Raw genomic sequence first — 17,399 nt, 5'->3', positions numbered from 1 at the left:
TGTCAGCTTGTGCGAGGGGACTCGTTCATCATGAGCACCACCTTTCCTACCACCCCTCCTCTTTCGAGCAGCTCCTGGGCCTGTCTTGCCTCGGCAAGAGGGAAGCGTCGTGCGATGAGGGGCTTGATCTTCCCCTGCTGAAGGAGGCCTAACAGGGTGATCCAAGCCTGCCGGAATAAATCGGGTTTCAGCCGTTTGAGCGTCTGGATGCTGTAGGGGACCACTCTCTTCCGGCCCGGGAGAAGCCAGCCCCCGAGGATGTACAACGCGAAGAGGGCGGTGCCACGAAAGCGCTGGCGCCGACCCGGCCGACTTGAAGCCAACCCCTCGCCACGTATGGATGAGATAAGACCGTAGCCCACCACCTTGCCGCCTGGGCAGAGGGCCTTGCGGGATTGCCAAAGATGGCCGCCCCCGATGGGATCAAGCACGAGATCCACGCCCTTGCCCGTCAGGCGGAGGATTTCCTTCACGAAGTCCTGAGTCTGGTAATCAATCGGGATGCCGCCCAGATCGGAAACGGCTTGCGCCCCTCGTGAGGAACAGGTCCCGTACATCTCCAGGCCGGCCAGGTGCCCAAGCTGCAAGAGCGCCGTGCCCACGCCTCCAGCCGCGCCGTGGATCAAGGCCCTCTGGCCCGCCTTAACGCCAGCGGAATGGTGCAGCATCTGGTACGCGGTGATGTAGTTCAGTCCAAGACTGACCGCCTCGGCGGCATCCAACCCCGGAGGCACTGGAATCAGTTCTTGATGTGGAAGGCAGACGAATTCCGCATAAGCACCGTGGATCGGCAGTGCAGCAACCATCTGACCCGGCTCAAATCCAGTGACCCCCTCGCCCAACTGATCCACTCTGCCGACCAGATCCCAACCCGGTGTGAACGGCACTTCGGGCGTCTCGGGATGAATGCCCTCCCGGGCCATGACGTCGGGCAAGGCTACGCCTGCCGCAAGCACTTTCACCCGCACTTCACCATGCTTCGGTTCGGGACAATCTTCTTCGATGACCCGAAGCGCGTCCGGTCCGCCGTAGTGGGTAACGAGGATACGCGTGTGTCTCATGGACCCCTTCCTTTCCTGGAGGGCGGTTGAGCGCGTGATGCCTAGCGCATGGATCATACCCGCCTTGCCTGCGCTAGGGCGATGGACGGAGCCGAGAAAGCAGGGAGACGGATAATGAGCGGAATGCCATGGAGACGGCGCCCGGGTGGAGCGGAGCGTCAGGCAGATAGGCTCTTGTTGTATACATGTTGGCTCTTCTTGCGGAGGTAGCCGAGCGACTCGTAAAACCCGTGAGATTCAGGGCGTAAGACATTGGACCTGACGCCGAGGCCGGTCCCCGATTGGTCTAAGACCCATTGTTCTGCAGCTTGGACAAGGGCTTTGCCAATCCCTGACCGCCGAACAGTCCCATCCACAACAAGACCCACGATCTCGAACCTGGTTCCAGATTCCAGCGTGATGCGCCTCTCCGCGGCAAGCCAGGCGAGGAGGCCGTCGCCATCCACTGGTTTCGCCACAAGGACAAGCTGAGCAGGATTAGGAAGTAGCAAAGCCAAGCGCTGAGCCATCTCATCACGTCCGACCGGGTATCCAAGTGCACCAGAAAGACGTGCGATTTCAGAGGCATCGGAAAGGTCGGCCGGCCGAATTTGGTAGCTCATGGGCTGCCTGGCGAAGGAAGCTAACCGGACCCGTCGCATTGAGGCGCTGAGCGAGGCCGAGGAAGCGGGAAGCTGTGAGAGAACGGAAGGTCATGCAGGCGGGGGCGTATTGACCGGAGGGTCAGGCTGGCGTCGAGTTTAACGGGAGAAGCTGGCTGCCTATTTACGCTTAGGGCTCCGTGAGGCCAACACCGCAAGGGAGGCGTTGAGGATCACCACATAGGCTACGAAAGCGGCATGTTCTAGGTTGTAGGTTTGAACCGACAACAAGCTTATTCCGAAGCCGAGTGCGCTGACAGCATAGGCGATCCAACTCTCGGAATGGGGATGCCGGTACGACTTGATGAGGGTCGGTAGGCTCGCCAGCATATCGGCCAGCAACGAGAACACCAAGGCCAGGTTGGGCTTGTCGGTCATGGCCCAGAGGATGATGCCGATGACAGCCGCCGCCATCAGGTAGTAGTCGCGCGGCTCGCTTTTCCAATAGGCTTTCTCATTGAAGAAAGACGCAGCGAAGACAAGCAACGGTGTCAATCCCGCGGCAAATGAAGCCCACGACACACCCGCGACGCCCTGGGCCCTCTGCGCCACAAAAATGACCATCGGAAAGACGCCCCAAAGCAGCCACGTGATGCGGTTGGGCTGGGCGTTACCGACGATGGTTTCATATAAATAATAGAAGCCCCCGAGCGAGCCGATGATGGCACCGATAATCGCGAAATATTCGGGGAGCATGGAACGCCTGACGAGGGAAGCGAACTGGCCCCGCCTGCACCGAGGGGATGAACGGAGCCGAGGAGGCGGGAAGATGAGAGAGAGCGGAAGACGATGGAGGCGGGGTCCGAGTCGAGTGAAGGGTCGGGAGTCGAACCGCGGCCGGTCAGAATCGGTAGCCGATGCTTGTATTGAAGGAATCGAGTTTCATGGATTCGACTTTGGCCGAGTTGAATCGCATACCCATGGACCAATGCTGGTTGAAGTCATAGCCAATGCCCAGCCCATACCCAAGCTGGCTCTTAGTGGTGTCTGGCCCGGAAAAATCTGTAGTCGAGCTAGTAATTGAACTAAGAGTCGAAGTGCCTCGGACCTTAATTGAATAGCGCATTTCCTCGATACCAAGATCCAGATGCCAACCTTCCTGTTTGCCTGAAGGGTAGAAGAGGTAGTCAAGCCCAAATCCACTGCTCGTGATGGAATAGGTGGCATGGATAGTCGTACTTGTCGAACTTGTAAGTGATGTGGTGGTGAGAGATTTGTCCGGGTAATGGGTGTAGTCAAGGCGAGGGCGCAGAATGTGGCCGCCAGCAAGAGACCAGTCGAGCAGAAGTGACCCCCCGATAGCACCTGAGCCGGCCATGTCTTTTAGATCGCCGGTAGGCGAGCTGAGAGCGGCCTGAACTCCAAAGTGGAAATCCTGAGCCTGCCCTGACAGACCGTAGAGCCCAAAGATGGCGATGGCGAGCAGGTTGCTGTATTTGCGCATGCGAGCTCCTAACGAATGAAGCTAACCGGACCGGCCTGCACCGGGGCTAAGAACGAAGCCGAGAAAGCGAGACGAAGAGAAAGGGCGGGAGGCAATGCAGGTGGGATATGAGTTGGGCTAAGGGATAAGACGATCATCGAATGGAAATGGCGCCCTTCTGAACGCTGACCATCTTTCCGTTTTTGATGTACGTAACCGAATAGGTTGCTGACGATCCTGATTTGTCAGTTGAGAACTCGAAGACAAGGGAATAGTTAGCGTCGTGATCACCAATGGTTACCTTGCCGGGTTCACCCTTTTTAAGGATCAGATTGGGAGCGGCGATAAGCCTGCCATCTGCCAGATCAGTGATTTCGGCCTTACAAAGGCAATCCTCAGGCCTGGAATGCGCAGGAGAAATAGAAACTGAAACTGACAGCCCGGTTGGTTCAGAGGCGAACAGTGAATTCGCCAACCCCGAAAACCCAAGAAGAAAGACCATAGCAAGGAACGAGCGATTAAACCGCATGATCTACTCCTGAAGGGAGCCGCCACACCCGTAGCTGAGGAAGGTGGAGCGGCCTAACGAACAGAGTTAACCGGCGTTGTCGAAGCGGCGCAGAACGAAGAGACGAGAATTCCAGTACGCTAGTGGGAGAAGTGGTTCATGGAGGCAACATCCGGGTTGAACGATAGGTTACTCTCACCTCGGCATCAGTGCGAATACACCCCAGCCCAGGTACTCACGCGCGTAAGCGGCATAGCGCTCGGGTTCCGAGGTCAGTTTTGCTCGAACTTCTTTCACGAACTCGTCATCTGGATTAGCTTCAAGCCATCGGCGCATGGTGAGCCATTTGGCCGCCTCGTATCTATCCCAGCCGTCTTGGTCAGCCAGGACCATTTCAACGACGTCGTAGCCAAGGTGGCCGAAAGACGCGAGAAGCTCCGGGAGCATGAGAAAATCGGAGATTGAGTTAGCAAGACACCCCTTGGCAACATCTTCCGTCGGCGGTAACTGCCGCCAGTAGGGCTCACCGATGAGGATGATCCCTCCAGCGCGCAGGCTCCGCGCCAGAAGCTCGATAGTGCCGACGACTCCCCCGGCGATCCAAGTGGCACCCACACAGGCTGCCACACTGACCTTCTCATCGGAGACATAACCGGCGGCGTCGCCATGGATGAACTTAACTTGATTGGCGACGCCGAGTTCTTCAGCACGGAGTTTGGCTTGCTCGGTGAACAACTGGCTCATGTCGATGCCGAAGCCGATGATGCCGTGATCGCGTGCCCAGGTGCAAAGCATCTCTCCTGAACCGCTGCCGAGGTCGAGCACTTGAGTGCCCGATTCCAGACGCAGCGCAAGGCCGAGAGAGGCCAGCTTTTCTGGTGTGAACGGGTTATGGATGCGGTGGGCACTTTCGGTGATGTTGAAGATCCTTGGAATGTCCATCCCGGGAAATCTCCTTATGGGTGTGGGTAGATACGGTCACGGCCTAACGAATGAAGCTAACCGGCCCCGCCTGCAACGAGGCGACGAGCGGAGCCGAGAATGCAGGGAGACGAGAAAGAGCGGAAGGCAATGCAGGCGGGGTCCGAGTTGAGCTAAAGGTTAGGCTGATGCTCAATTCTGCTCCCACGAGAACTCGAAATGACCGGGTTCTGGTGACCAACGAGCCCAACCAGAGCAAAGCTGCCCATTGGTGTCTGTGGCAAAAATTCTATAAACCGGCTGGTGATACACCCCAGCAGAGTGGAAGGGGCCAAAGTTAAGGAAGGCCCGTTTCGATGAAACCAGGTGATAGCCGGAGGCCATTAGAGACCCGGCTAGTTGGGAACTTGATCTGCGTGCAGAACTGAAGTACTGCACCAGAACGAAAACGGCTCCGGCCACCACGACGATAAAGGCAATTGGAAGTAGGTAGGCCATAGGTTACGGACCTGTTTTGTCGAGAAGCCTAACGAATGAAGCTAACCGGCCCCGCCTGCACCGAGGCTACGAGCGAAGTCGAGGAAGCGGGATGCTGAGAGAGAACGGAAGGCAATGCAGGCGGGGTCCGAGTTGAGCGTAAGGTTAGGCCGTACGCCGATTGCCGGGTGAACCGAGCCCATGAGACGGGCACGTTAGGCGGAGGTGGGCGGGAAGGCCACAACGCCGGATCTTACGCCCCGAGCGCTTCAACTTTGGAAAGAGCGAACAGCTGGTTAAACCAGGTCTGACAACGGCAAAGCGAGAGATGGAATGACCCACGATAGCGCGATGGGATGCTGAGGAGGGCTGACTAGAAATCGTTGTGCCGAGCCCGCCCACGTCGGCCTAACGAATGAAGCTAACCGCGCCCCGCCTGCATCGAGACGGTGAGCGGAGCCGAGGAAGCAGGAAGTTGAGAGAGAGCGGAAGACAATGCAGGCGGGGTCCGAGTTGAGCGGAGGGTTAGGTGGCTAGGACGGATGGCTAGAAATTAGCTGACCGTAGCACCCGTTTTGCCGATCCCTTTAAGAATATAGACCCACGGTCCGTCAAGGATTGAGTTGGCGGTGTACTTGAATCGAAATTGATTGACCAATCGAATACCGTCTTGGTCGAATTCATAGGCGCAAATGATAGCCCCCTCTGGGCTGTGCTTGCCATCGTGTTCAGGCCGTAGGTACAGAATCATTCCGGATGTGTTTGAGACAGAATCGTCTGCTGCTTTTGAAAAATATAAAACAGTGGTGTACCCGAAACCGTCTTTGGGGCCGTACTTATGGTGGAACGCCAACGCTTCGTAGGCGTCTTCCCAGTTGATTCGATGAACGGGCCTTGGTGGCCTAGGTACCTCGGTTTGGGCAAAGGCATGAGACGAGAACAATAGACTGGCGGTGAAAACGGTTGCGCAAAAGTTCATGAGCCACCTAACGAATGAAGCTAACCGGCCCCGCCTGCACCGAGACGATGAACGAAGCCGAGGTAGCGAAATGAAGAGAAAGAGCGGAAGGCAATGCAGACGGGGTCCGAGTTGAGCGGAGGGTTAGGCGGCAGGCCTGAGTGATTGATGTGGGAGTTATTGGGACCGGACATTCCGGTGCAGATCTTCTTCAAAATCCGGACCGTGAGAACCAGAAACAATATATGCGAAGATTTCTCTTAAGGCGCGTCTTAGGTGATTTACATCATCATGCATTGTTGGTGAGAATGGGTATTCACCAAAGCGGTTTGAGGGGTGAAGGGTCATGATTCTTTCTTCGTAGAATTCTTCGAAATATTTTTCAAGCTCATCAGGTGCTGAAATTCCAAATGGCTTATCGAAATGCTCATGGAGCCATACCGCGGCATCGTGGGCATTGGGTTCGGGAATTCCTTCTGCTGCCAATACCTCTAATACAATCTGAAACGAGGCTTCTAGGGCAATATACAGAGTCAGAAGAGCCTCTTCCCAAAATTCGTAATGACGGCATAGCATGTCACACTTGATTAACGAATAGACTCCACGGATTAGCACGTAGTCTGACGGAGAAAGACTGTCCCAATAAAGTTGGAGCCGGTCAAGGTTGTACCTTTCTGGCGCGATCAAGGAGAAAGGTTTTCCAAGGCAAGACAAAATTGAGTCTCTTGCGTAGTGTTTGTCGCTGGATTTCGCTGTCTCAAGGAGCAGAGTGCGAACGCTCATTACCGCATCATTGGTGGACAGATCTATTTTGTCAGCGTCCAGATTCAGAGAGACATTCACAAGTGGATAAAAGGAGATGTAGGCATCATCGCGCTTTTCGCAAAGGAGAATGGAAGCGAGAAGGTGAATTTCCTCAGGTGATGCCCAATCAAATTCTGAATATGGCAGATCTGGATCCAACTGGTTCCAATCATTCCCATAAACGACAGAAAATACGATCTCGTCATCAGCATGAAAGAAGCCATTCGGAACATGAATCGTTCCTCGTGGGTAACTTCCCAGTTCGCGAAAGAGCATTACGCGATATATCTTTTCTTTTCGGAGTCTGAATCTTTCTTCAACTGGTAAGAAACCAAGCCTGGGGGTGGACTCCATGATGGTTCCTTTTAGGCATGGAAGGCGGTGATATGCCACCTAACGAATGAAGCTAACCGGACCCGCCTGCGCCGAGGCGACGAGCGGAGCCGAGGAAGCGAGAAGTTGAGAGAGAGCGAAAGGCAATGCAGGCGGGGTCCGAGTTGAGCTGAGGGTTAGGCCGATGACTATTTCATTTTTACTGGCTTTGAAACTTGCGAATTTTGAGAGTATGACTGAATAAGCTTAAGAGAGGTCCCCTCGAGAATGTAGTAATCAATTATGACTGGGAACTTGAATCTCTCTGCGTGGTAAACAACAAGGAGGCGGCTATCTGGGTGATATTGAAAACCGTACGGACCTTTATAGGATTTAGGAATATCCAAAGTTGCCCCGATCGATTCATACACCTTTCCGGATTGCCTATCAATGAGGCAGATTTCTGTGCAACCGATTCCACATGAGTACTCGAATACGGTGAACTTACCCGCAAAATTGACAGGATATTTTTCAGCATCGGGTAGGTATTCGAGTAGTTTCCAGTTGTCGCTGGTTTTGGGCACCTGAATTGGAGCGAATGCTTTTAGCTCAACCCGGGCCACCGGGTAAGAGTCGAATTTGGGCGTAGCCTGGGCTAGTAAAGCTTGGGACACGACGGCGAGAGAAAGCAATCGAATCACGGGAGGCCTAACGAATGAAGCTAACCGGCCGCGCCTGCACCGAGGCGCTGAGCGGAGCCGAGGAAGCAGGGACAAAAGAAAGAGCGGAAGGCAATGCAGGCGGGGTCCGAGTTGAGCGGAGGGTTAGGTTGCTTGACCGTCGATTATAGAAAATGTTCTATTAGGAATTTGATTAGGTAACCCGCAACTGGAGCTGAGAGTAATATACCAAGTGTTTTAAGGTAAAGCGCTCTTACCCGTTCGATTCTGCAACGTTGGATCGTGGTTGTAACTTGTGACTGCCCTCGTTCCTTGACAGTCTGCAGATGCAGCCCCAATTGATGGGGTGGCGCCTTAGCAAGCTTCTCAGCCTTAAGCATGTGTTCATCAATTGTACGGCCAAGATGATCCATGAACCCAGAGCCAATACTTTCGAGCTCAGCAACGAATTTATGACTGGGATAGATGGCTTTCTGAACAACCCACAGCAATTCGTGGGATATCACTACTGCTGCTCGTTCATAGATCGCTTCACAGAGTCTTGAAACTTCTATAACTGTGCCACCTGACTGAAGGTTCCCTTGAGCCGCACGGCGTGCAACGAGTGAGCCCACTTGCTGAGCCAATTGCCCGCGCTCGGCCTGGAGGGCGTTGTCAATTTTTTGGGCTGCGTTGCGGACCAATTCGTTCATGTGAGCGGAGCAACCTAACGAATGAAGCTAACCAGCCACGCCTGCACCGAGGCGCTGAACGGAGCCGAGGAAGCGAGAAGTTGAGAGAGAGCGGAAGGCAATGCAGGCGGGGTCCGAGTTGAGCGAGAGGTTAGGCGCTGCACTTGGGCTGGAGTTTGGAGCAGTTGGGGAATGAGGAAGTATGGGGACCCAGTACCAAAGTAAGTAGATGAACGCTATGACAACTGGAATATGCATAAGGATGGCGAAGGTTCGATTGAATTCGTTTCGAAACGAAATCATTAGAGTTGGTAACCCGATCCAGGTGACCAACCCGACGCCCCAGGCAAGTCCGACACCCTCCCAGTATTCATCGCGGCTCGGATTCAGCGGGCTCGAGTAATAGAGGTAGGTGTAATGGAAAACCAGCCCAAGCATTGCCCAACCCCAAAGGGAAAGCAGGAGCGCAATGATTTTGCGGGCCATGGTGACGCCTAACGAATGAAGCTAACCGGCCCCGCCTGCACCGAGGCGCTGAACGGAGCCGAGGAAGCGGAACGATGAGAGAGAACGGAAGACAATGCAGGCGGGGTCCGAGTTGAGCGGAGGGTTAGGGCGCAACGAGCGATAACAAATGTGTACAGCTCTCGAGTCGAGAGATTGGATGGAAGCCTTGTCGTTCGTAAAATCGCGATGCGATTGGGTTGTCAGTGCGAAGGCTTAAGAGGGTGAAATGCTTACGTGCGACCTCCACCACGGCCTGAACGAGCTGCTGACCAACGCCCAAGCGGCGAAATTCCTTGCGAACATACAGCCGACGAACACGACCCACGCCAGCCTGGACAGAATACGGATCGCGGCTCAACCCGCAAACCCCAACCAGTTGTCCTTGTACTCTGGCTGTGAAGAAGGCCTCGCCAGGTTGATCGAATCGATTACGCGATGAATACCATTCATCCCGAAGGCGACTGACAAACCCAAATCCTTCTACTTCACTTTCTATGACGAGTTCACCCAACTCGGATTCCTGAAGGGTGGTCACTTGTGCAATTTGGACGGTGTTCATGGATGCGCCCTAACGAATGAAGCTAACCAGCCACGCCTGCACCGGGGTGCTGAGCGGAGCCGAGGAAGCGAGATGCTGAGAGAGAGCGGAAGGCAATGCAGGCGGGGTCCGAGTTGAGCGGAGGGTTAGGCCGCATGAGACTCATGCTTGGGTGTTGCAAATCACTGTGGTGCAGGCTGGGAAACCATGTGGAGCAGCCCCCACCCATGGCCATCTAGGTCGAGGAAACTGTGGGTGTACATGAACCCGAAATCCTCAGGCTTATCGTAGGTTGAACCACCAGCGGTAAGAGCCTTGGCAACCAATTCATCTACCTGCTCACGGCTCTCACAACTGAGGGATATCAGGACTTCGACGGCCTGGCTTGTGTCGCAGACAGCTTTGGGTGTGAACTCACGAAACTTGGCGTGGGTGCCCAACATGACAGAAATGGCATCATTGATGATGATGCACGCAGCCGTTTCGTCGCTGAACTTTGGGTCGTGAGTAAATCCAAGCGCCTCGAAGAAGGCGACCGACTTCTGGAGGTCGGCGACCGGAAGGGTTAGGAAAACCTGGTTGATCATGCCGTTCTCCTTTGACTTGGTAGTTGTGACAATGGGTTGCGGCCTAACGAATGAAGCTAACCGGCCCCGCCTGCACCGGGGCGCTGAGCGGAGCCGAGGAAGCGAGATGTTGAGAGAGAGCGGAAGGCAATGCAGGCGGGGTCCGAGTTGAGCGGAGGGTTAGGGCACACGGGATGCCCCATTGGGCTATTAGTCGAGTTCGTAACTCCATTTAACCAGAGTGAGTTTGCTGTTTCGGAACTGGAATACAGCAGAATCCTCCATGGGATCACCAAACACATATTCAAGCTCGTTTGCGGCCGCCCGTGTGGGTTGCCCTAACTGCGCGATAACCTTCTGAGGGGAATCGCCAAGGTTGATGCCGTTAGGCAGTTTGATGGATGAGCTTGAGATGACCAAGGTGTTCAGAAAAACGCGGCGATCCGTTTTGTAGCGGAGGAACCGTGCCGTGAATCCAGAATGAACAGCTGTGCAAATCTCAGCAGGTTCGCCATGCAGGATTAGCTCTTCCTCAACCTTTTCGCTCATTGGTTTGGAGTGGGTAGCTTTGAACAGCTTGGCCCCAAAGTGGACAAAATCTTCAGCTTTGTTCCTGGGTGGATCGCTCGGATTTTGAGATTGGTTCACCCCCATCAGTGAGATGGATGCGAGTGGAACCAGGATGTATTTGGCAGGGTGCACGGGGTGTGCCCTAACTTTGAATTAGGCGATGGGTCTGGGGCCCGGCAGGTTCGCCTAAACGGGGGAGGGGTTGGGCCAGGGGAGCGTAAGTATCAGCTTATCAATCCTGGCTGGTCGCCTAAACAAGTAAGACAAACCTAAATGATTCCGGAAGGATCGTCGGGTGGGCTTGCGGTGGGCGCTTGGGACCTGGGATGGGTGGCATGGCCGACGCGCGGTATCTTCCGTCGCCGGCATCAGTACCGGGTTGGAAGGTCTTCTCGTGTTGGAAGACTCTGCCGTGGCCTCCTGGGACGGGTCGGGCCAGGTCTTCCCGTCCTTGGTTCGTCCGGATGGGGCGGGAGGTGGTCACGAGGGGGCGAGCTCTCGTGACGGCGGGGGTCAGTCTGGCGGGGAGGGTGGCCACGGGCGGATTTCAAACCTGCGGGCTTGCTGATTCGCTCTCTGCGGTTCTTGTTGAGTCCTCGGCAATTTTTCAGATCGAGTAGCCCTGGCTGTCCACCTCCAGGGCCTGATGTCGGTCGGCGAGGTCGGCGAGGGTGGTGCCGCGGAGGACCGTCCGGGCGGCTTCGGTGCTGCGGGACCAGAGTTCGCGGATGGCGCGGGCGCCGTGGGTTGCGTCGGCGGGCAGGCTGCCGGCGACGAAGCGGCCTTCCAGGGCCTCCAGCACGTCCAGTGCCGTGATGTGGCTGGGATGCCGCGTCAGTTCGCAGCCGCCGCTGGGGCCGCGCTGCACCTTGACCAGGCCGGCGGCCTTGAGGTTGCCCAGCAGCACGCGGAGGAACTTGACGGGGAGGGCCTGGCGCTCTGCGATGTCCGCCACCAGCACCGGCCCGCGTCCCGCCTGAAGGGCCAACTCCACCATGAGCAGCAACCCGTAGCGTCCCTTGGCCGACCCCTTCACCATGAAACCTCCCAGGCCAGAATAACCAAATACATAACTAAATCAATTGACAAACTTGACAATTAGATATTCCTTTCCATACTTCAGAATCCGGGCCTCGCCCGAAGCCTGAAGGAGCCCCGACCATGAGCCAGCCGACCCGCCCCACCGACCGCCCCAATCGCGTCGAACACGCCTACGAACTGGTGGGCTACACGCCCGTCGTACGGCTGAACCGCCTGGTGCCGAAGGGCTCGGCCAAGGTCTACGTGAAGCTGGAGAGCGCCAACCCCGGCGGCAGCGTCAAGGATCGCATCGCCCTGAGCATGATCCAGGATGCCGAGGCCCGCGGCGCCCTGAAGCCGGGCATGACGCTGCTGGAGGCCACCAGCGGCAACACGGGCATCGGTCTCGCCTTCGTGGCCGCGGCCAAGGGCTACAAGATCACGCTGGTGATGCCCGACACCATGACCCAGGAGCGCCGCTCCCTGCTGAAGGCCTACGGCGCGGAGTTGCTGCTGACGCCGGGCTCCGGGGGCATGAAGGCCGCCGTGGACAAGGCCCAGGAACTGGCGGATGGCGATCCTTCCTACTTCCTGGTGCGCCAGTTCGAGAACCCCGCCAACCCAGCCGTCCATCGCCGCACCACCGCCCTCGAGATCCTCGAGCAGGTGCCGGAGCTGGATGCCTTCGTGGCAGGCGTGGGCACGGGCGGCACCGTGACCGGCGTGGGCGAAGTGCTGGCCGAGAAGAAGCCCGGCACCCTCGTGGTCGCTGTGGAACCCGAGACGTCGCCTCTGCTGAGCGAGGGGAAGGCCGGCCCGCACAAGCTCCAGGGCCTGGGGCCGAACTTCGTGCCGGGCATCCTCAACAAGAAGGCCTTCCAGCGCGTCCGCCCCGTGGGCTATGACGATGCCATCGCCATCACGCGCCGCCTGGCCCGGGAGGAGGGCCTGCTCACGGGCATCAGCACCGGCGCCATCGTCTTCGCCGCTCTGGAAGTGGCCAAGGAACTGGGCGAGGGCAAGACCGTGGTGGCCGTGCTCTGCGACACCGGCGAGCGGTACCTCACCCATCCCCTCTTCGCCGAGATCGATGGGCCGGCGATCTAGGATGGCGCAGCGTCCTGAGGTGAACCCGAAGGAAACCCGGCCCGGCCCGACTTGCCCCATTGCCCCGGATCTCGTGGACGAAACGGCCGGGCGGGTGGCGGCCTTCCTGTCGCTGGGCCTGCTCGCCCTGGCTGTCTGGCGCGGCTGGGGCGGGGTGGTCCTGGCTCTGGCCGCGGACTTTGCGCTTCGGGCGTCGGGGCACCCGGCCTTCAGCCCCGTGGCTCGTGCGGCGGGGTGGCTTCGCCGCCTGATGGGCCTTCCGATACGAAGGATCAATGCCGGCCCCAAACGCTTCGCGGCCTCGGTGGGCTTCCTGTTCTCCCTGGGGATCGGGCTGGCCCTGGTGGCCGGGTTGCGGGCACTGGGATCGGGGCTGGCCATCGTCCTGGGCATTTGCGCGGGGCTCGAGGCCTTCTTCGGGTTCTGCCTGGCCTGCCAGATCCACCCGTGGCTGCCGTGGGTTCGAGCCGGCGCCGTCCAGCCGATCTCCATTGGAGTCGATGAGCCGACCCTCTGAAGGCATGGGGTGCTCCGGTTCGCTTATTCTTGGGGTTCTTACCCGAGGTGGCCATGAGAACCGTAGCCTTGCCGCTCGTTACGCTGCTGCTTCCGGCCCAGACGATTCCGGCGGCCCCGGCAAAGGCGACAGCCTTTGAGCGGGCCGTGGTCCAGGAGATGAGCGACGTGCGCGTGCGGCCGAAGGTCTACGCGAAATACCTTCGGGAGCTGCGACCATTTTTCAAAGGCACCCTCTGGAATCGCCCGGATCGCGTGCCCCTGCGCACGGAAGAAGGCGTGGCAGCCCTGGACGAGGCCATCGCCTTCCTTGAATCCGCACAACCGGTGGGTCCCCTGCGCTTCAACGAGGGGCTGGCGAGGGCGGCCCGCCTGCACGCGCAGGACATCGGGCCGAAGGGCAGCATCGAACACACTGGCTCGGACGGCAGTCGTCTCAGGGATCGCCTGAACCGGCTGGGGCGGTGGCAGGGGCTCATCGCGGAGAACATCAGCGCCGGCGAGGACGAGGCCCGGCAGGTGGTGATCCAGCTGCTGGTCGACGATGGCGTGACCAGCCGCGGCCACCGGAAGAACCTCTTCAATCCGGATCTCCACCAGGCCGGCGCCGGCTCCGCGCCCCACCGGGACTACCGCACCGTGACGGTGATCGACTACGCCGACGGGTTCGTGGAGAGCCGGTAGGGGCCGCGGCATGGGGCGGGCTGGAACCCTCCTTTCGCGGGCCGGACGGTGGCAGACGCTGGTAGGGGCCGGGCTCCTGGGGGCTTGCCTGCACGCGGGTCCACCCTTCTTCACGGATGATCCGGAGCCGGTGGAACTCCACCACATGGAGCTCTACCTGAGCTGGATGGGACTCCGGGCGCCTGGTGGCGCATCGGGCAGCCTGCCCCTGGTGGAGTTCAACGCCGGCATCCTGCCGGACACGCAATTCCACCTCGTGGCGCCCCTCGCCTACGCCAAGCCCGCGGGCGAACCCGTGACCCGGGGCTATGGCGATACCGAAGTCGGGCTCAAGCTCCGCCTCCTGCACGAAACCGAGGACCTTCCCCAGGTGGGCATCTTCCCGCTGGTAGAGGTTCCGACGGGGTCCGCGGAGCGGCGCCTCGGCGCGGGGCACACCCAGGTGTATCTCCCCCTGTGGCTCCAGAAGAGCTGGGGGCCCTGGACCAGCTATGGCGGGTACGGCTGGTGGCGGAACCCCGGAGAAGGCCAGCGCAACTGGCACTACCTCGGGTGGCTTCTCCAGCGGGATCTGTCGGCGCGGATCACCGTGGGTGGAGAACTGTTCCAGCGCTCGGCGGCCACGCAGGATGGGGTGGCCTCCTCCGGATTCAACCTCGGGGCCATCCTCAACCTGTCGGGGCGGGACCACGTCCTGATCAGCGCGGGCCGGAACCTATCGGGCGACCGGGAGACCCATGTCTACCTCGGCTACCAGATGACCCTGAGCCTGGAAGCGGTCCGGCCCCCGGCGGCCGCGCGCGGGCCGGCCCTCCCCTGAACGGTATTCTGCTAGCCTGGGAGCCAATCCTCGGGTGAATGATGGCTTTCCTTGCGCGGCTGGGTGCGCCGGTGCGCGGCTTCCTGGAGTTCCTGGGCGACCAGGCGCACCTGGTGCTGCGGACGCTGCGCGCCGGGCTCGCCCTCCGGTCCGGCCAGCTGGCGGTGGTGGGCGGCCAGACGAGCCTCCAGATCCGCTTCACAGGGCTTGACGCCGGACTGCTCGTGGTGGGCACGGCCCTGCTGCTCGGGGCGGTGACGTTGATCCAGGCCTTCAGCCAGCTCTCGGGCCTGGGCGCGGAGAACTACATCGGAACGCTCATGGTGCTCATCATCCTGCGGGAGCTGGGCCCGCTGCTGACCGCCGTGCTGGTCATCGGCCGGAGCGCCACGGCCATCTCGGCGGAACTGGGCGCCATGCAGCTCAACGGCGAGGTGGACGCCCTGGCGGCCCACGGCGTGAACCCCTACCAGTACCTGCTGCTGCCCCGCTGGCTTGGGGTGCTCATCTCGGTCTTCGCGCTGGTGGTGTTCTTCGACGCGGCAGCCCTGGCGGGCGGCTTTCTGGTGGCCCGCCTGAAGTACGGCGTCACCTGGGGTTTCTTCATGGGGTCGGTGCGCCAGGCGCTGTCGAATCTTGATTTCACGGCGACTCTGCTGAAGGTCTTCTTCTTCTCCGGTGCCATCACCTTCCACGCCTGCCACTTCGGGCTCCGCGTCCAGCGCAGCCAGACCGAGATCCCACAGGCCGTCACGAGGACCGTGGTGTCCGCCCTGGTGGCTGTGTTCGTCATCGACGGCCTGGTCGCCGCAGTCTTCTACTTCTGATGATCCAGGTCCGCGGCCTCGTTTGCGATCCGCCCGCGGGGCGCGCCCTGCTGGAGGGGCTGGATCTGGACGTATCCAGGGGTGGGACGCTGCTGGTGACGGGAACCAGCGGCTCGGGCAAGAGCCGCCTGTTGAAGCTGCTCGCGGGCACGGAGCGCCCCCGGGGCGGGGAGGTCCGCATCGCGGGCGTCGCCGTCTGGCCCGGCGAGGGCGCCCTGGCCCTGCTGGGGCAGGTCCGGATGGGCTTCGCCTTCGCGGCCGGTGGCCTGCTGTCGAACCTCAGCCTGGAGGACAACGTGGCCATGCCCCTCCGGTTCCTGGGGTTGCCCAAGCCCGAAGTGAAGCAGCGAACCCTGGACGCGTTGGAACGGCTGGGTCTGGCCTCGGTTTCGCGGCTTCGCCCGCATGCCGTGAGCGGCGCGGCACGGAAGCACACGAACCTGGCGCGTGTGCTGGCCCTCGAGCCCGAACTGGTCCTGCTGGATGAACCCCTGGAGGGCCTGGATGCCGCGGATCGGGCCGTGGCTCTGGCCCTCATCGAAGACTGGGCTGCGGATTCCCGCTGCACCCTCGTGCTCGCGGTGGAGGAAAGCAGCGGCTTCCACGAACTGGAGGTCCAGCGGCTGGATCTCCACCCCCTTCCTTGGCCTGCGGAGGCGCCGTGAACTTCGAGAAACAGGATGCCCGTCTGGGGTTGTTCGTTCTTCTGGCCCTGGCCCTCTTCGCCGGGCTGCTGGCCTACAAGAACGCGGGCGCCGTGACCGAGAAGACCTATCCGCTGGTGGTTCGGCTCGACCAGATGGAAGGGCTGGTGCCCGGCACCGACGTGCAGCTGAGGGGCTACCGGGTGGGCGCCGTGGAGCGGCTGGACATGCGCCAGGAGGGCGTGGACTATCACTTCCTGGCCACCCTGGCCGTGCGCGCGGACATCCGCCTCTGGCGGGGCACCCGGGCCGTGGTGGCGCCCAGGGGCGTGGGCAGCGTCATCCTCGACTTGCGCCTGCCTCCGCCCGGGGAACGCACGGTGGCGCTGGTCGCGGGCGACCAGATCCCGGGCGAGGAGGGCGTGTCCCTGGGCGGCGTCCTGGAACGCGCCGACCGTCTGCTGGCGAACCTGAACACGTCTCTGGACGCGGTGCGGGAGCGCGTCCGGCAGAAGGGGCTGGGTGACCTGCTGGAGCATCCCTCCGTGGCCCAGGCCCTGCGCTCCCTGGATGCCACCCTCCGCGAGTTCCAGGCCCTGGCCCGGGAGGGCCGCGGCCTCGCCTCCCACGCGGATCGCAGCATGGGTGAGGCTGACAAGGCCGTGCTGGACCTGGAGAAGAGCCTGGCAGTGACCCGGGCGCTCCTGGAGAAGCGGGCGCCGGAACTGGATCGGATCCTGGTCAACCTGGCCTCGGTCCTCCAGCAGTCGGACACCTTGCTGAGCCGTTTCCAGGCCGAGGATCAGCCGGAACTGGAGGCCAGCCTCAAGACGCTGCGGCGCTCCCTGGATTCCGTGGAGGAACTGCTGCAACTGCTCAAGCAGAAGCCCAATCGTATCGTCTGGGGCACTCCCAGCGAGGGGGAGCGGGAGAAGGCGAGGCGGGCCCTGGAGGCCGCCAAGGCCGCGCCGCCACCCAAGTAGCTGGCTCCGTGTGGGATGCCCTCAGGGGCACCCTGGTTCGAATTTTGCGACCTTGTTTCAGGCGCAACGCGGCCCATGTTGGGAACCTGTTTCCAGGGGGCCCCGTGGCACACGGGACTCTTGTGGGTGTCCCTATACGCGCTTCCAGGCCGGAGGCTGGG

The 17,399-nt window shown here is 60.0% G+C and carries 20 protein-coding genes; 7 read left to right on the top strand and 13 right to left on the bottom strand.

The window, feature by feature from the left end; all coding sequences use genetic code 11:
• Nucleotides 1–2: 2 nt before the first annotated feature.
• The 13 genes from NOV65_RS04525 to NOV65_RS04470 form a co-directional block, all read right to left on the bottom strand.
• Nucleotides 3–1,061 carry a medium chain dehydrogenase/reductase family protein gene (locus tag NOV65_RS04525; RefSeq protein ID WP_257304727.1) on the bottom strand — a complete coding sequence of 353 codons (1,059 nt, stop codon included), beginning with the start codon at nucleotides 1,059–1,061 and terminating at the stop codon, nucleotides 3–5.
• A 158-nt stretch (nucleotides 1,062–1,219) separates the two neighbouring features.
• A complete protein-coding gene (locus tag NOV65_RS15595; protein WP_425250837.1) occupies nucleotides 1,220–1,570 on the bottom strand; it encodes a GNAT family N-acetyltransferase in 351 nt (116 codons plus the stop codon).
• 252 nt (nucleotides 1,571–1,822) lie between these two features.
• The gene (locus NOV65_RS04520) at nucleotides 1,823–2,398 is read right to left on the bottom strand and encodes a hypothetical protein (RefSeq protein WP_257304725.1); all 576 of its coding nucleotides are present in this window, start codon (nucleotides 2,396–2,398) and stop codon (nucleotides 1,823–1,825) included.
• A 145-nt stretch (nucleotides 2,399–2,543) separates the two neighbouring features.
• Entirely contained in the window at nucleotides 2,544–3,146 is a 603-nt protein-coding gene (locus NOV65_RS04515) for an outer membrane beta-barrel protein (protein WP_257304724.1), read from the bottom strand.
• Nucleotides 3,147–3,279: 133 nt separating this feature from the next.
• Nucleotides 3,280–3,654 carry a hypothetical protein gene (locus NOV65_RS04510; RefSeq protein WP_257304723.1) on the bottom strand — a complete coding sequence of 125 codons (375 nt, stop codon included), beginning with the start codon at nucleotides 3,652–3,654 and terminating at the stop codon, nucleotides 3,280–3,282.
• A gap of 174 nt (nucleotides 3,655–3,828) precedes the next feature.
• Entirely contained in the window at nucleotides 3,829–4,575 is a 747-nt protein-coding gene (locus NOV65_RS04505; protein WP_257304721.1) for an SAM-dependent methyltransferase, read from the bottom strand.
• Nucleotides 4,576–6,166: 1,591 nt separating this feature from the next.
• Entirely contained in the window at nucleotides 6,167–7,147 is a 981-nt protein-coding gene (locus tag NOV65_RS04500; RefSeq protein ID WP_257304720.1) for a hypothetical protein, read from the bottom strand.
• 802 nt (nucleotides 7,148–7,949) lie between these two features.
• On the bottom strand, nucleotides 7,950–8,477 hold the full coding sequence (locus NOV65_RS04495) for a hypothetical protein (protein WP_257304718.1): 528 nt from the start codon (nucleotides 8,475–8,477) through the stop codon (nucleotides 7,950–7,952).
• A 27-nt stretch (nucleotides 8,478–8,504) separates the two neighbouring features.
• Nucleotides 8,505–8,942, bottom strand: coding sequence for a hypothetical protein (locus tag NOV65_RS04490; RefSeq protein ID WP_257304717.1), 438 nt, complete (start codon nucleotides 8,940–8,942; stop codon nucleotides 8,505–8,507).
• A 124-nt stretch (nucleotides 8,943–9,066) separates the two neighbouring features.
• The gene (locus NOV65_RS04485) at nucleotides 9,067–9,522 is read right to left on the bottom strand and encodes a GNAT family N-acetyltransferase (RefSeq protein WP_257304716.1); all 456 of its coding nucleotides are present in this window, start codon (nucleotides 9,520–9,522) and stop codon (nucleotides 9,067–9,069) included.
• A 161-nt stretch (nucleotides 9,523–9,683) separates the two neighbouring features.
• The gene (locus NOV65_RS04480) at nucleotides 9,684–10,088 is read right to left on the bottom strand and encodes a VOC family protein (protein ID WP_257304715.1); all 405 of its coding nucleotides are present in this window, start codon (nucleotides 10,086–10,088) and stop codon (nucleotides 9,684–9,686) included.
• 189 nt (nucleotides 10,089–10,277) lie between these two features.
• Nucleotides 10,278–10,769: a hypothetical protein gene (locus tag NOV65_RS04475; RefSeq protein ID WP_257304713.1), complete on the bottom strand. Its 492-nt coding sequence runs from the start codon at nucleotides 10,767–10,769 to the stop codon at nucleotides 10,278–10,280.
• A gap of 475 nt (nucleotides 10,770–11,244) precedes the next feature.
• Nucleotides 11,245–11,676, bottom strand: a complete 432-nt coding sequence (locus NOV65_RS04470) for an RrF2 family transcriptional regulator (RefSeq protein WP_257304712.1) — start codon at nucleotides 11,674–11,676, stop codon at nucleotides 11,245–11,247.
• A 122-nt stretch (nucleotides 11,677–11,798) separates the two neighbouring features.
• On the opposite strand from NOV65_RS04470, the gene cysK reads away from it, so the two are divergent.
• From cysK to NOV65_RS04435, 7 genes are all read left to right on the top strand, one after another.
• Nucleotides 11,799–12,764, top strand: a complete 966-nt coding sequence (gene cysK, locus NOV65_RS04465) for a cysteine synthase A (protein WP_257304708.1) — start codon at nucleotides 11,799–11,801, stop codon at nucleotides 12,762–12,764.
• Nucleotide 12,765: 1 nt separating this feature from the next.
• The gene (locus NOV65_RS04460) at nucleotides 12,766–13,281 is read left to right on the top strand and encodes a DUF4395 domain-containing protein (protein ID WP_257304706.1); all 516 of its coding nucleotides are present in this window, start codon (nucleotides 12,766–12,768) and stop codon (nucleotides 13,279–13,281) included.
• Between the two features lie 53 nt (nucleotides 13,282–13,334).
• Nucleotides 13,335–13,964, top strand: a complete 630-nt coding sequence (locus NOV65_RS04455; protein ID WP_257304704.1) for a CAP domain-containing protein — start codon at nucleotides 13,335–13,337, stop codon at nucleotides 13,962–13,964.
• A 130-nt stretch (nucleotides 13,965–14,094) separates the two neighbouring features.
• Nucleotides 14,095–14,784 carry a transporter gene (locus NOV65_RS04450; RefSeq protein WP_257304703.1) on the top strand — a complete coding sequence of 230 codons (690 nt, stop codon included), beginning with the start codon at nucleotides 14,095–14,097 and terminating at the stop codon, nucleotides 14,782–14,784.
• Between the two features lie 41 nt (nucleotides 14,785–14,825).
• Entirely contained in the window at nucleotides 14,826–15,611 is a 786-nt protein-coding gene (locus NOV65_RS04445; protein WP_257304701.1) for an MlaE family ABC transporter permease, read from the top strand.
• Entirely contained in the window at nucleotides 15,611–16,276 is a 666-nt protein-coding gene (locus tag NOV65_RS04440; protein WP_257304700.1) for an ATP-binding cassette domain-containing protein, read from the top strand. Before NOV65_RS04445 ends, NOV65_RS04440 begins: the two co-directional genes overlap by 1 nt.
• Nucleotides 16,273–17,238, top strand: a complete 966-nt coding sequence (locus NOV65_RS04435) for an MlaD family protein (protein ID WP_257304699.1) — start codon at nucleotides 16,273–16,275, stop codon at nucleotides 17,236–17,238. Before NOV65_RS04440 ends, NOV65_RS04435 begins: the two co-directional genes overlap by 4 nt.
• The last annotated feature ends 161 nt before the right edge of the window (nucleotides 17,239–17,399 follow it).

It is taken from the genome of Geothrix campi (assembly GCF_024609265.1).
GTDB lineage: Bacteria > Acidobacteriota > Holophagae > Holophagales > Holophagaceae > Geothrix > Geothrix campi.
The sequence above is the reverse complement of the archived record's forward strand: the minus strand, read 5'-3'. Positions and strand labels throughout refer to the sequence as shown.

Bases quoted from the DNA above. Each gene is read 5' to 3' on its own strand.
- NOV65_RS04460 (WP_257304706.1), top strand. From the start codon at position 12,766: ATGGCGCAGCGTCCTGAGGTGAACCCGAAGGAAACCCGGCCCGGCCCG.
- NOV65_RS04485 (WP_257304716.1), bottom strand. From the start codon at position 9,522: ATGAACACCGTCCAAATTGCACAAGTGACCACCCTTCAGGAATCCGAG.
- NOV65_RS04470 (WP_257304712.1), bottom strand. From the start codon at position 11,676: ATGGTGAAGGGGTCGGCCAAGGGACGCTACGGGTTGCTGCTCATGGTG.
- NOV65_RS04500 (WP_257304720.1), bottom strand. From the start codon at position 7,147: ATGGAGTCCACCCCCAGGCTTGGTTTCTTACCAGTTGAAGAAAGATTC.
- NOV65_RS04515 (WP_257304724.1), bottom strand. From the start codon at position 3,146: ATGCGCAAATACAGCAACCTGCTCGCCATCGCCATCTTTGGGCTCTAC.
- NOV65_RS15595 (WP_425250837.1), bottom strand. From the start codon at position 1,570: ATGGCTCAGCGCTTGGCTTTGCTACTTCCTAATCCTGCTCAGCTTGTC.
- NOV65_RS04495 (WP_257304718.1), bottom strand. From the start codon at position 8,477: ATGAACGAATTGGTCCGCAACGCAGCCCAAAAAATTGACAACGCCCTC.
- NOV65_RS04455 (WP_257304704.1), top strand. From the start codon at position 13,335: ATGAGAACCGTAGCCTTGCCGCTCGTTACGCTGCTGCTTCCGGCCCAG.
- NOV65_RS04520 (WP_257304725.1), bottom strand. From the start codon at position 2,398: ATGCTCCCCGAATATTTCGCGATTATCGGTGCCATCATCGGCTCGCTC.
- NOV65_RS04490 (WP_257304717.1), bottom strand. From the start codon at position 8,942: ATGGCCCGCAAAATCATTGCGCTCCTGCTTTCCCTTTGGGGTTGGGCA.
- NOV65_RS04480 (WP_257304715.1), bottom strand. From the start codon at position 10,088: ATGATCAACCAGGTTTTCCTAACCCTTCCGGTCGCCGACCTCCAGAAG.
- NOV65_RS04510 (WP_257304723.1), bottom strand. From the start codon at position 3,654: ATGCGGTTTAATCGCTCGTTCCTTGCTATGGTCTTTCTTCTTGGGTTT.
- NOV65_RS04440 (WP_257304700.1), top strand. From the start codon at position 15,611: ATGATCCAGGTCCGCGGCCTCGTTTGCGATCCGCCCGCGGGGCGCGCC.
- cysK (WP_257304708.1), top strand. From the start codon at position 11,799: ATGAGCCAGCCGACCCGCCCCACCGACCGCCCCAATCGCGTCGAACAC.
- NOV65_RS04445 (WP_257304701.1), top strand. From the start codon at position 14,826: ATGGCTTTCCTTGCGCGGCTGGGTGCGCCGGTGCGCGGCTTCCTGGAG.
- NOV65_RS04505 (WP_257304721.1), bottom strand. From the start codon at position 4,575: ATGGACATTCCAAGGATCTTCAACATCACCGAAAGTGCCCACCGCATC.
- NOV65_RS04525 (WP_257304727.1), bottom strand. From the start codon at position 1,061: ATGAGACACACGCGTATCCTCGTTACCCACTACGGCGGACCGGACGCG.